At 65.7% G+C, this 12,710-nt stretch carries 11 protein-coding genes and 1 pseudogene; 7 read left to right on the plus strand and 5 right to left on the minus strand.

Annotated elements, in window-relative coordinates; all coding sequences use genetic code 11:
* The first annotated feature begins 109 nt into the window (after nucleotides 1–109).
* From dnaX to GGR62_RS05570, 4 genes are all read left to right on the plus strand, one after another.
* Nucleotides 110–2,125 carry a DNA polymerase III subunit gamma/tau gene (gene dnaX, locus GGR62_RS05555; RefSeq protein ID WP_184406935.1) on the plus strand — a complete coding sequence of 672 codons (2,016 nt, stop codon included), beginning with the start codon at nucleotides 110–112 and terminating at the stop codon, nucleotides 2,123–2,125.
* 6 nt (nucleotides 2,126–2,131) lie between these two features.
* The gene (locus GGR62_RS05560) at nucleotides 2,132–2,452 is read left to right on the plus strand and encodes a YbaB/EbfC family nucleoid-associated protein (RefSeq protein ID WP_005913896.1); all 321 of its coding nucleotides are present in this window, start codon (nucleotides 2,132–2,134) and stop codon (nucleotides 2,450–2,452) included.
* 96 nt (nucleotides 2,453–2,548) lie between these two features.
* Nucleotides 2,549–3,142: a recombination mediator RecR gene (gene recR, locus GGR62_RS05565; RefSeq protein WP_184406936.1), complete on the plus strand. Its 594-nt coding sequence runs from the start codon at nucleotides 2,549–2,551 to the stop codon at nucleotides 3,140–3,142.
* Nucleotides 3,143–3,247: 105 nt separating this feature from the next.
* Complete coding sequence (locus GGR62_RS05570; protein WP_006448425.1) at nucleotides 3,248–3,598, plus strand: histidine triad nucleotide-binding protein; 351 nt, start codon at nucleotides 3,248–3,250, stop codon at nucleotides 3,596–3,598.
* Between the two features lie 119 nt (nucleotides 3,599–3,717).
* Here the strand turns inward: GGR62_RS05570 and GGR62_RS05575 are convergent, their stop codons facing one another.
* From GGR62_RS05575 to GGR62_RS05590, 4 genes are read right to left on the minus strand one after another with little or no spacing between them, the layout of a single operon-like run.
* Entirely contained in the window at nucleotides 3,718–4,254 is a 537-nt protein-coding gene (locus GGR62_RS05575; protein ID WP_184406937.1) for a Slp family lipoprotein, read from the minus strand.
* A 13-nt stretch (nucleotides 4,255–4,267) separates the two neighbouring features.
* Nucleotides 4,268–6,202: a DUF3488 and transglutaminase-like domain-containing protein gene (locus GGR62_RS05580; RefSeq protein ID WP_184406938.1), complete on the minus strand. Its 1,935-nt coding sequence runs from the start codon at nucleotides 6,200–6,202 to the stop codon at nucleotides 4,268–4,270.
* Complete coding sequence (locus tag GGR62_RS05585; protein WP_184406939.1) at nucleotides 6,195–7,151, minus strand: DUF58 domain-containing protein; 957 nt, start codon at nucleotides 7,149–7,151, stop codon at nucleotides 6,195–6,197. The genes GGR62_RS05580 and GGR62_RS05585 overlap by 8 nt, the downstream gene beginning before the upstream one ends.
* Before the next feature lie 5 nt (nucleotides 7,152–7,156).
* Nucleotides 7,157–8,110, minus strand: a complete 954-nt coding sequence (locus tag GGR62_RS05590) for a MoxR family ATPase (RefSeq protein ID WP_184406940.1) — start codon at nucleotides 8,108–8,110, stop codon at nucleotides 7,157–7,159.
* A gap of 37 nt (nucleotides 8,111–8,147) precedes the next feature.
* Here GGR62_RS05590 and GGR62_RS05595 point away from each other — a divergent pair, with 37 nt between their 5' ends.
* The 3 genes and pseudogenes from GGR62_RS05595 to GGR62_RS05605 all read left to right on the plus strand — a co-directional run bounded on the left by GGR62_RS05595 (nucleotide 8,148) and on the right by GGR62_RS05605 (nucleotide 12,009).
* Nucleotides 8,148–9,983: a glycosyltransferase family 39 protein gene (locus GGR62_RS05595; RefSeq protein ID WP_184406941.1), complete on the plus strand. Its 1,836-nt coding sequence runs from the start codon at nucleotides 8,148–8,150 to the stop codon at nucleotides 9,981–9,983.
* Nucleotides 9,984–10,044: 61 nt separating this feature from the next.
* Nucleotides 10,045–10,173 (plus strand): annotated as a pseudogene (locus GGR62_RS21375) (glycosyltransferase); the annotation flags it as partial.
* 120 nt (nucleotides 10,174–10,293) lie between these two features.
* Nucleotides 10,294–12,009, plus strand: coding sequence for a hypothetical protein (locus GGR62_RS05605; RefSeq protein ID WP_184406942.1), 1,716 nt, complete (start codon nucleotides 10,294–10,296; stop codon nucleotides 12,007–12,009).
* Nucleotides 12,010–12,112: 103 nt separating this feature from the next.
* On the opposite strand, the gene GGR62_RS05610 is transcribed toward GGR62_RS05605, so the two are convergent.
* Entirely contained in the window at nucleotides 12,113–12,688 is a 576-nt protein-coding gene (locus GGR62_RS05610; RefSeq protein WP_184406943.1) for a nucleoside triphosphate pyrophosphatase, read from the minus strand.
* Nucleotides 12,689–12,710: the final 22 nt, after the last annotated feature.

The following is a 12,710-nucleotide window of genomic DNA, read 5'->3' on the forward strand; positions in this document are numbered from 1 at the left end:
ATGCGCTTGCCGGACGACCTTGGTCAGCGGGGACGGCCGGGCACCACTGCTGAACGATCAAGCTGGCGCGCCATGGCACAATATCGGTTCAGAGGAAGCTGGTTGCCCGATGTCTTATCTTGTTCTCGCCCGCAAGTGGCGCCCGAAGCGTTTTGCCGAACTCGTGGGCCAGGAACACGTGGTCCGCGCGCTCAGTAATGCGCTCGACAGTGGGCGCGTGCACCACGCGTTTCTGTTCACCGGCACCCGCGGCGTGGGCAAGACCACCATTGCGCGCATCTTCGCCAAGTCGCTGAACTGCGAGACCGGCACCAGTGCCGATCCGTGCGGCACCTGTCCGGCCTGTCTGGACATCGATGCCGGCCGCTATATCGACCTGCTGGAGATCGACGCCGCGTCCAATACCGGCGTGGACGACGTGCGCGAGGTGATCGAAAACGCGCAGTACATGCCCTCGCGCGGCAAGTTCAAGGTGTACCTGATCGACGAAGTGCACATGCTGTCCAAGGCCGCGTTCAATGCGCTGCTGAAGACGCTGGAAGAACCGCCCGAGCACGTGAAGTTCCTGCTGGCCACCACCGACCCGCAGAAGTTGCCGGTGACGGTGCTGTCGCGCTGCCTGCAGTTCAACCTCAAGCGACTGGACGAGGACCAGATCCAGGGCCAGATGACCCGGATCCTGGCCGCCGAGCAGATCGAATCGGATCCATCGGCGATCGTGCAGCTGTCCAAGGCCGCCGACGGCTCGCTGCGCGATGGCCTGTCGCTGCTCGACCAGGCCATTGCCTATGCCGGCGGCGCGCTGCGCGAGGACGTGGTGCGCACCATGCTCGGCACGGTCGATCGCACCCAGGTCGGGGCGATGCTGCAGTCATTGGCCGATGGCGATGGCGCGCGCCTGATGCAGGTGGTCGCTGCCCTGGCCGAATTTTCGCCCGACTGGAGCGGCGTGCTGGAGGCCCTGGCCGAGGCCTTGCACCGCATCCAGGTACAGCAGTTGGTGCCGTCGGTGGCGTTTGTCGGCGATGGCATCGACCCGACCGCGTATGCCGCGCAGCTGCGGCCGGAAGTGGTGCAACTGTGGTACCAGATGGCGCTCAACGGGCGTCGTGATCTGTATCTGGCGCCCAGCCCGCGCGCCGGTTTCGAGATGGCGGTGCTGCGCATGCTGGCCTTCCGTCCTGCGGCGACGGTGCCCGCCGGTGGTAGTGACGATGGACGCGGCGCCAGCACCGGCGGCGGTGCGCGATCTGCGGCAGCTGGCGTGCAGGCAGCTGCGTCGGTGACCGCCGCGCCTGCGCCCGCAGCGGTGGCGAAGCCGGCCGAGGTCGTGGAAGCGACGCCTGCTGCCGGTGCGGCAGTTCCGGTGCCGGCGCCATCGCCTGTCGTTGTGCTTCCCAGCTCGGACGCAGCGTCAGATCGTCGCGCGTCGTCAGCATCTGCGCGCAACGACGAGACGCCGCCGTGGGCAATGGATGACGCGCCGGTGCGTGCGCAAGCTGCGCCCATCTCCGAACAGGCCGCTGTTCTCGCGCCGGAGGCGGCAATGGCACCGCCCGCCGCCGCAAGCGACTCTGCAGCCCTGGTCGAGGCTGCACCCGACGCAGCGCTGGCCCCTCCCGCAGCTGTCATGGCTCCCGCACCTGCGGAACTGGCAGTGGAGCCCCCCGCTGCGGCCGTGCCGTCTACATCTGCACCGGCAACCGATTCGTCGGTTGCGCGCGATGACGGCCATATCGCCGATGCCGAGCACTGGTTGGATCTGGTCACGCGTAGCGGCTTGAACGGCCCGTCGCGACAGCTCGCTGCCAATGCTGCCTTTATCGGCCATCGCGACGGCGTGCTGCGCCTGGCGCTGGCGCCAGGCTTCGAATATCTGAATTCCGAGCGCTCCATCGCCAATCTCGCGCAGGCGCTCGCGCCGGTGTTGGGTGAAACGCCGCGCATCGTCATCGAAACCGGCAGTGCCGATGTCGAAACCTTGCACGAGCGGGCCAACCGGCAGAAAGGCGAGCGCCAGAGCGCGGCCGAAACCGCATTTATGAACGACCCGAATGTGCAGCAGCTGATTCAGCAGCAGGGCGCGCGGGTCGTCCCCGATTCCATCCGCCCTTACGACGAGTAACGACACATGCGTGGGAACATTGCCCAATTGATGCAGCAGGCGCAGAAGATGCAGGAAAACCTGCAGCGCGCCCAGGAAGAACTGGCCAAGCTGGAAGTCACCGGCACCGCCGGCGGCGGCATGGTCAGCGTGACGCTGACTGGCGCCAAGGAGTGCCGCAAGGTGCGGATCGACCCAAGCATCCTCTCCGACCAGGAGATGGCCGAGGACCTGATCGCCGCCGCCTTCAACGATGCGTCCAACAAGATCGACGCCGAATCCAAGGACCGCATGGGCTCGGCCACCGCCGGCATGCAGTTGCCGCCGGGCATGAAGCTGCCGTTCTGAGAGGCGGGGAATCGGGAGTAGGGAATCGGGAATCGTAAGAGCCAGATCGTCTTTGCCTTTGCGATTCCCCAATCCCGATTCCCGATTCCCGACCCAATGTCCTCTCTTCTCGAACAACTGATCGAGGCCTTCCGGGTATTGCCGGGTGTGGGCCAGAAATCGGCGCAGCGCATGGCCTACCACGTGCTCGAACGCGAGCGCGAGGGTGGGCGTCGTCTGGCCGCGACGTTGGCCGATGCAGTGGAGAAGGTTGGCCATTGCGCGCAATGCCGCGACTTCACCGAGTCGGACATCTGTGCGATCTGCGCCAACGCCAGTCGCGACCGGCAGCAGCTGTGCGTGGTGGAATCGCCGGCCGACCGTCTGGCGATCGAACACGCCACCGGGTATCGCGGGCTGTATTTCATTCTGCAGGGACGGCTGTCGCCGCTGGACGGCATCGGTCCGCGCGAGCTGGGGTTGGACCGGCTCAGCGAGCGTCTGGCCGCCGGTGAAGTCACCGAAATGATCATCGCCACCAATGCCACCGTGGAGGGCGAGGCGACCGCGCATTATCTGGCACAGCTTGCCCGCCAGCACGCGGTACGCCCGAGCCGGCTCGCGCAAGGCATGCCGCTGGGCGGCGAGCTGGAGTACGTGGATCGCGGCACCTTGTCGCATGCCTTTGGCACCCGCAGCGAGGTGCTTTAGAGCGGGGATTGGGGCGTCGGGATTTGGGATTCGTAGAAGCGAAAAGCGGAGGCATGCGCGGTAAGCTCTTGCCAATCCCTAATGACCAATCCCTAATCCCCAGCCATGACCGACACCATCTTCGGCAAGATCATTCGTCGCGAAATCCCGGCCAACATCGTCTACGAAGACGACGAGGTACTGGGTTTTCAGGACATCGCACCGCAGGCGCCGGTGCATGTGCTGTTTATTCCCAAGCAGCACGCCATTCCCACCTTGGACGATGTGCCGCCGGAGCAGGCGCTGCTGGTCGGCAAACTTGCACTGGCCGCAGCGTCTTATGCACGCGAGCAGGGCCTGGCCCAGGACGGCTATCGCATCGTGATGAATTGCCGCGAGCATGCGGGCCAGACGGTGTTTCATATCCATCTGCACCTGCTGGCCGGCGCGCCGCTGGGACGTTTCGGGACGCCGTGAGCGTTGCTCGGCCAGGTGCCTGAGTGCATGACGCGGCTGACCCAGTCGTCGAATCGCAGATACAAAAACGCCGCTCCCTGCGAGCGGCGTTTTTGCGTGTCACTGACGCAGGTGCCGAGTTACCACCAGCCGCCGCGACCCCAGCCCCAGCCGCCGCCCCAGCGCGGACCCCACGGGTCGCCCCACGGACCGTACGGGTAGGCCGGTACCACATCCACTTCGCGCACGACCGGCCACAGGTAGACCACGTCGGCCGCCACCTTGGGCAGCTTGTAGTCGTACTCGCCGATCTTGGTGGTTTCATAGCCTTCGATCTTGCCGATGAAGGTCACTTCGCGGCCCGGCTCGAACACCGCCGGATCGTAAAAGCCCGAACGGCAGGCCAGGAAGCGGCCATCGCTGGCATCGACGGCACTGCGGTCGGGGCGGCCACTGGCATTGAGCGGGCGCGAGATCAATTCAAAGCAGGTCTGGCCCTGGCCGGGTTTGGTCTGAATGATCTTGCCGCCCCAGCGCACGGATGTGCCGATCTGGGCGCTGGCGGTGGAATCGCTCGGACTGACCGTAGGGAACTGGCCCTGCAGCGGCTTGGGCGCCGTGGCGCAGGCTGCGAGCCCGAGCACGGCAACGATGGGAACAAGAAAACGGGTACTCATAAGAAGCTCCGGTTCACGGGCGATGCTGCAGCAAGTCTTTCAAGAGAGGGGCGCTGTCCGAATCCGCGCCAGCGTAGCGCGCGTCAGCGAAACGTTGGCTGAGTGCCAACAATGCCGTATTGGGGTGTGAACGGGCGACACGTTGCGCCCAGGCAATGGCCGGTTCGTGCGGCTCGCGAGCGAGGCCAAGCTTGCCGTAGCGACGGCCGAGCCGATGCCAGGCACGCAGCAGCGGGTCGCGCTCGCGTTCGCCGCGCGCCAGCAGCCAGCCCATCCATGCCAGGGCGCTGACCGCGAAAATGCCGAAGATGGCGGCCAGTTGCGAGGTGTCCAGGCGATCGATGCCGAACGGTTGCAACAGCCGTTGCTGGCGCTCGGCATCGAAGGACAGCACCAGATCGTTCCAGCCGCGTCGCAGCAGGTCGCTGACCTGGCCCAGGCTGGCCCACATGCCGAGTTGGGCGAAGTTGGTGCCGCCACCGGTCTGCAGCCGATCTTCCAGGGTGTCGTAGATGCGTTCCGGTGCCACGGCTGCGGTGGGGTCCACGCGTACCCAGCCGCGCCCGGCCAGCCAGACTTCGGTCCAGGCGTGCGCGTCCATGCGCCGCACCACCCAGTAATTGCCCAGCCCGTTGTAGGTGCCGCCGGCATAGCCGGTGACCACGCGTGCCGGGATGCCGGCCGCGCGCATCAGCACCACGAACGAAGAGCTGAAATGCTCACAGAAACCGGCCTTCTGCTGGAACAGGAATTCGTCGACGCTGTTGCGGCCGAGCAGTGGCGTATCCAGGGTGTAGGCGAATTCGCGGGTGATCCACTGCAGCGCGCGCTGCACCACGGCGTCGTCGTTGCTGCCGGCCTCGCTGCGCCATCGCCGTGCCAGCGTGAGCGTGCGTGGATTGAAGCCCGGCGGCAGCGCGAGGGCGCGCTTGCGCAGCTGGTCGGGGAGGTCGGTGTCGAAGCGTGCCGGTGGTGCCGATTGCAGCTCCCAGCGGGTCAGCGCACTCAACGGCCGCTGCGCGAACAGTTCGTAGTCGGGCGATAGCTCTGCGTTTGCCACGGCTTGCGTGGGGAGATCCAGCGACACCAGTTGGCGACGATCGGTGGGCTCGTAATCCAGACGGTAGCGATAGCTCTGTGGCCCGGCAGTGACCGATGCGGGTTGGCCGCGACCGGTCCAGCGCGCGCGCTGCCAGGTGCGGCCGTCGAAGTCCCACATCACCGGCCCGCGCCAGTAGCGTTGCTGCGGCGGTGGCGCCTTGCCGGTGAACTGCACGCGCAGGGCCGGGCTGTCGTCGGCCATCAGGTCGATCCATTCGCCCGGCGCCATGTTGTCCGACAAGCCAGGCCGCGACAGCGCGCGTTCGGGCACGCCCCATAGCGGAGCGCTCAGGCGCGGCAGCAACCAGAACGTGGCCAGGGCCAAGGGCACGCCGATGGCGACCAGCTTGCCGATGCCGCGTAATTGCAGGCGCAGTGCCGGCGTGGCGGTGCGATGCTCCTCGTCGGCAAGTCGTTGCATGGCAAGCAAGGCGCTGAGTACGGCCAGCAGCGCCAGGCCCATCGTTGCCGGACCTTGATCGAGCAGAAACGCGGCAAACGGGGCGAACAACGCGAAACCCAGCAGGCTGCGCGCATCGCGCAAGGTGCGCAGCTCCGAGGCCTTGATCGCCAGCATTGCCGCCAGCACCGCGCAGCCGGTGTCGCGGCCGAAGCGCATGCCGATCTGCCAGTACACCGCCGCCAGCATCGCCACCACCAGCAATAGCCGCACCGGCACCATCAGTGTGCCGCGCCAGCTCAGCACGACCACCAACACCGCAGCGAAGGCGACAGTTGCGGCAAGCAGGCCCGGCAGTTGCAGCAGCAACGGCGCCAGCGCCAGCCAGCTGGTGGCCAGCACCCAGCCGCGGCTGGCCTGGCTGATCGGGAGGGACGGCTCAGTCATGGGCAAGCAGGGCCAGGGCGCGCAGACACAGGTGATGGTGCGAGGGGCCTTGCGCTGGTCCCAACGGTGGCTGGCCCGGCAGCAGTAGCCGGTAGCGGCGCCCCTCGCGCTCGGCCAACGCGACCCAGCGCGCCAGCCGCGCGATGCGGCGTTCGTAGGGCAGCGCGTTGAGCGCGCGCCAGTCCAGCGTGACGTCGACGCCCAGCGGCTGCTCGTATTCGCGTACCAGCAAGCTGTCGCGGCGGGCGGAGTGTTTCCAGGAAATGGTGCGTGGCGCATCGCCGGCGCGATATGGACGCAGCTGATGCAGCTCTTCGCCTTGCGCGTGCAGACGGGTCTGGTTGGGTGAGCCGGCGCCTTCCGGCAGCGGTGGGCCGTGTTCTTCGGGCTTGGGATAGGCCAGCAGCGGTGTCTCCGGCCACACCCAGGACCAGGCGCGGACCAGGCCGAGCGGCTGGGTGCTGGACAGGCGGATGCGCTCGATGTCCTGCCAGCCGCGCTGTTGGGTGGGTACCCATAGATCGACGTCGGCATTGTCGTGCGCGATCAACGAGCAGAAGCTGCGGCTGTCCAGGTGATCCAGGCGCAACCCGCGCCGCAGGCGGGCATCGCGACGTGCCAACGACACCCGCATGCGCAGGGGCTCGCCGGCGACCACCGGCTCGGCCGACACCGCCTCGATGCGCAGCGCCGACAACTGCAGGTGCGCCACGATGCTGCTGGCAATTGCGGCGGTGGCCAGCAGCAGCGCCAGCAGGAGCGCCGGATTGTTGTTGTAGTTCAGCGCGCCCAGCAGCATCGCCAGCAGCAAGGCGGCGACGAATAGCCCGAAGCGGGTCGGCAGCACGTAGATGCGGCGGCGGTCCAGCACGATCGGCAAAGCCTCCGGCCCACGCGGACGCGCCAGCAGGCTGAGCCGGTGACCGATGCTGCGCAACGGCGCCCGCATCGGCCTCAGTCCACCGGCACGCTGTGCAAAAGCGCCTTGGCCAGCGCCGGCCCGGACGAGGATTCGGCTTCCGGCACCAGGCGATGACCAGCCACCGCCACGAACAGTGCCTGCACGTCTTCGGGTAGCACGTGCTCGCGCCCAAGCAGCAGCGCGTAGGCCTTGGCGGCGCGCAGCAACGCGATGCCGGCGCGCGGCGACAGGCCGACGCGCACCCCGGCATGTTGGCGGCTGCGCAGCAGCAAGGCCTGCACATAGCCGATCAATGCGTCGCTGGTATGGATCTGGCTGACCCCTGCGCGCAACGCGACCACATCGGCATCGCTGAGTTGTGGTGCGGCCTGGGCGATCAATTCGCGGCGGTCCACGCCGGAGAGCAACGCGCGCTCGGCATCGGCGCTGGGATAGCCCAGGCTGAGCCGTAGCAGGAAGCGGTCCAGTTGCGAATCCGGCAACGGAAACGTGCCGGACAGATCGACCGGATTCTGCGTGGCGATCACGAAGAACGGCTCCGGTAACGCATGGGTGACGCCATCGAGCGTGACCTGCTGTTCGGCCATGGCTTCGAGCAGCGAGCTTTGGGTCCGTGGCGGCGCGCGATTGATTTCGTCGGCCAGCAGTACGTTGGTGAAGACCGGGCCGGGATGGAACTGAAATTGACGCGAGGCGGCGTCGTACACCGACACGCCCAGCACATCGGCCGGCAGCAGGTCGGAGGTGAACTGCACGCGTTGAAAGCCAAGCCCCAGGCTGGACGCCATCGCGTGGGCGAGGGTGGTCTTGCCCAGGCCCGGCAGATCCTCGATCAACAAATGTCCGCCGGACAGCAGGGCCACGAACGCCAGCCGCACCTCCTGCGCCTTGCCCAGCAGCAGCGAGTTGACCTGGTCTTGTGCGCGCCGCAGCGATTGGCGCAGCGCATCGGTTAGCATTTCCGTGGAACGCAGCGGTGTCGACATCACAATTCCGTAGGTGAAGAGAAAAGTGCACAGGGCAATGCAAGCGGACCAACGGGCACATCGCACCTTCGTGATCCTGTGGACACTGGCGACGGCCGTCAAGCTGTTGATTGCGGCGCGGCTGCCGCTGTTCGTGGACGAGGCGTTTTATTGGCAGGAAGGTCAGCACCTGGCTGCGGCGTACTCGGATCTGCCGGGCATGACTGCCTGGCTGGCGCGGCTGGGCGTGGAAGCCGGCGGGCATCATCTGCTGGCCTTGCGCCTGCCGTTCTTGGCCATTTCTGCGCTGATTCCGTGGTTGATCGCGCATATCGCCACGCGCTGGTTCGGCTCCACGCTGGGCTGGCAGGCGGGCAGTCTGACGCTGTTGATGCCGTTGTCGGCCACGCTCGGCATCCTGGCGGTGCCGGATGTGCCGATGGCACTGGCGGCGGTGTTGTGCATGGATGCCGGCGCGCGGCTGCTGCGCGAGGTCGATGCCACCAGCGCGCTTGAGCTCGCCATCGGGTTGGTGATCGGTGCGCTCAGCCACTACCGCTTCGTCGGGGTGATCGGCATGGGCTGCATTGCGCTGCTGTGCATCCCGCAAGGGCGCGCGGTGCTGCGCGACCCGAGGATCTGGATGGCGCTGACGGTGGGCGCGGTGAGCTGGCTACCGCTGCTGTTCTGGAATACCGACCATGATGATGCGGGGCTGCGCTTCCAGTTGGTGGATCGGCACCCGTGGCGCTTTCAGGTCACAGGGCTGTGGTTCCTGCTGATCCAGACGGTGCTGGTGACGCCTTTACTGGCCTGGGCGATGGTCAAGGTCGGTCTGGCCGGCATGCGTGCCGGCGGCGGATCGCGTGTGCAATGGCGATATTTCGGATTGCTGGGTGGCATTTCGACCGTGGTGATCTTCGTGCTCGGCTTTTACAGCGACGCCGAGCGGATCAGCTTCCACTGGCCGTTGCCCGGCTATCTGGCCTTGCTGGTCGCGGTGCCGGTGATCCTGATGCGTTGGCCGCATGGCCTGCGTCGCGCCGCCTGGGTGATGGCATTGCTCGGCACGTTGGGCGCATACGGCTATTACCTGGCGGTGTCGGCGCCGTCGATTCGCGCGCATGCGGCCGGCGAAAAATACTATCCGCGCAACTTCGCCGGTTGGAACGATCTGGCGCGCGCGGTCAAGATCAAGCTGGCGCAAATGCCGCCGGGCACGCGCGTGCTGGCAGAAAACTTCAAGGTCGGCGCCGAGCTCGGCTTCCAGTTGCGCGACGCCAATATCCAGGTGCTGCGGGCCGACTTGAACGACAAGCACGGGCGTAGCGCGCAGCTGCTGCAGTGGGGGTTGCTCAGTGATGGCACGCGTACCGGTCCGCAGTTGTTGGTGCTCTCGCCCAGCGATCAGCGCTACCGCGATCTATTGAAGCGTTACCACGAAATCTGCGACATCGTCGGGCCGTTGCCGCCACCGACCGTGGTCTCGACCGATCACGGCTCTCAGCGCTTCCTGTTGTTTGCGTTGCCTGCGCAGCGCCAGCCTGGCCCGTGCGTCGCGCCGGCGATGGCGTGGATCGATACACCGCTGCCGAAAGTAAGCGTGTCCGGACAGGTGCAGGTACGCGGCTGGGCGTTCAAGGACGGGGTCGGCCTGTCGCATGTGGAACTGCTGCTCGACGGTCGTCCGGTCGCGCAGGCCGATTACGGCACGCCGCTCGATGTGCGTCCCTACTGGAAAATATCCACCGATCCGCAGCATCCGCGCGTCGGCTTCACCGCCACCCTCGACACCCACGCATTGCCACCGGGCACGCATTGGTTGGGGCTACGCCTGCACGGCCACGACGGCAGCGTCGAAGATTGGTCGGAGCAGCCGCTTGCTGTCCAATGATGTCGGGCAGTGGCGTTCGAGTGCCGAGTGGAGTGGTTTGTTCGGGTCGTTGCATCGATCAGCTGGCTGGCCAACGATGATGGTGGTGATCCTGTTTTTGGGTGGAATTCAGCTGACCGCGTTAGGCATGATTGGAGAGTATCTCGGTCGTCTGTATGACGAAGCCAAGCAAAGGCCGTTGTATCTGGTCCAGGACGTCCTTGACCAGCGATGCGATCAGTGGATTGAGAGGCAATGATCGGACCATGTCTGCCTGCTTCCGCCGCCGTGGCGCGACCGGTCATGCTGGACAGAAAAAAAGGACAAGCAATTGCAACAGACGCATAAGCATTTGGCGCGCGATACCGGTAACGGCCCTCGGGAAAGCCAAGCCCGGTATACGCTGCCGGCGGTGCTGCTGGTCGGTGCCAAGTGGATCTACCTTGTCATCGGCGTGTTGGCGATGGTGGTGCTGTCGCCGAAGGTGCTTTATGCCGATCCATGGCGCTATGCGAAAAACCTCCTGAGCCAGCCTTGGCCCTGGAACGTACTGACGGTGGATAACGGACATCGGGAGGTCCTGCCAAACCTGCTGCGTCTGGCCGAACTCAGATGGTTCGATGGCAATCAATGGTTGCAGATATCGGCAGGTGTGGCGCTGGCGTTGCTGACCGTGTGGATGTTGCATCGTCTGGTGCGTGCAGAGCGGTTGAGTGTCTCGGCGCAGGCTGCCGCTGGCCTGGTTTGTACGATGGGCATTTTCTGGCTGGGAAGCGAGCGGGCATTGGCACATGCGAATGAGTCGGTGCACGTCTATCTGATCACCATGTTTCTGGTCGCCGGTTGTTGGTTGCTTGGTCATGGCAGCAGTGTGTGGCGTGCCGTGCTGGCAACACTCTGTGGGTTTGCGGCCACCTTCTGTTTCGGTGCCGGTATTGCCACGTTCGTCGCGTTGCTGGCGATGTTGCTGCTACGCAGGGCGTCATGGGCCTGGTGGTGCATTGTGCTATCGGGCTTTGCGGTGTCGTTGCTGCTGGTCATTGGTTTTGGCGATACGCACATACACGGGGCGCGCATCATCGCGCCCATTGCGCAGCTGGATCTTGTGTTGCGTTGGCTGTCTGCGCCGTTTATCTATGCCTGTCTGCCGCTGGTCGACGTGCATGTCGCAGCGCAATTGCCAGTCGAATCGTTGAGGACGGTTGCGGTTGCGATTTCCGGTGCCTACACATCGGTGTTCGGCCCGGTCATGGTCTCGGCTTGGCCGCACAGGCTGATAGGGTTCCTGGGGGTGGGGTGTCTGATGGGCATCACCTACGCATGCTGGCGTCGGCGCGCGGAATCGGTGACGGAGCGGGTCGCGATCTCGATTGCCTGGTTCGCCCTTGCCGTCGGAGGGGTGATCGCCTTGGCGCGCCTTGTCTATTTCCAGTCTTTTCCCGAGCAATTGTTTGCCGGGCGCTATCAGCCGTGGCCGGTCCTGTTCTGGAGCGGTCTGTTGTTGTGGGTGTTCGTTCGGCACGGCAGGCTGCGCCCGCGTCGTGTCGCAGTGGCTGGTATGGCGCTGGCGTGTTGCCTGTTGCCAAGTACGGTCTGGATGGCATTGCTTGCCCAGCGCATGCAGACCGCTGCCAACATGACGGCAACCGCCGCAGCGGCAGGAGTGATCGATGTCGACGCCGTGCATGGAGAAACCGTTCTTGCGGAAGTCGCGGACGCACTGCCTGTGTTGAAAGCCGCACAGACGTCTATCTTTACGTGGCCGGAAACACGTTATCTGGAGGGCGCGCGGATGGCTGCCGACCCCGTTGCGATCGCCAATGTCGCTGCAACACCGGTGCGGAATCTGTTGCATGATGGCTCGGCGATGCGATTCGATTTCAACGCACAGACACCGGCGTCGCGCATGGTGCTGATGTGCGATAACGCCCCTGTGGGAGTGGCGACTCGTCTGGGATGGGGGGCGCAGTGGGTGGGGTGGTCGCCACGAACGGTTGCGCCGTCCTGTTTGCGCGCTTTCAGGGTAAGCGGCAGTGCCCGGTTTTAGCTTGGTCGTCGTGCTCGGCGTGGCTGGTAACCGGCGCGCGTCTCGGCACCTGGCTGCATCGCGGATGAGGTCTTGCTGGCTCCTCGATCACTGGCAATCGCGCTCAAGGCAGTTCAAACCCCGCCTGCCGCAATAGCCGCGCGAGCGCGATCAGTGGCAGGCCGACCAGTGCGGTGGGATCTTCCGAGCGAATGCTATCGAACAAGGCGATCCCCAGGCCTTCGCACTTGAAGCTGCCGGCGCAGTCCAGCGCTGGCTCGGCGGCCAGATAACGCTCGATGTCGGTCGGCGTCAGCGCTCGCAACTGCACTTCGGTCAGGTCCAGCGCATGCAGTGAATGCCCCGGGCCGGCCAGGGTCACCGCCGTATGGAAGCGCACCCTGCGGCCGGACATCGCGGTCAGCTGCGCATGCGCGTGCTCCAGCGTTCCGGGCTTGCCCAAGGCCTGTCCGTCCAGGTCGGCCACCTGGTCCGAGCCGATCACCCAGGTGTCCGGCATCCGAGCGGCCACCGCCGCTGCTTTTTCGGCGGCAAGTCGGCTGGCCAAGGCTGCTGGCATCTCGCCAGGGTGGGCTTGCTCATCGACCTGTGGCCGGGCGGTGGTGAAGTCCAATTGCAGGCGGCCGAGCAGCTCGCGTCGGTAGCCGGAGGTGGAGGCAAGAATCAGGCGTGGCATCATGGGCGCTGCGTAAGGCGGGCAG

The sequence above is a fragment of the Xanthomonas sp. 3075 genome (assembly GCF_014197275.1).
In the GTDB taxonomy this organism is placed as follows: Bacteria; Pseudomonadota; Gammaproteobacteria; order Xanthomonadales; family Xanthomonadaceae; genus Xanthomonas; species Xanthomonas campestris_B.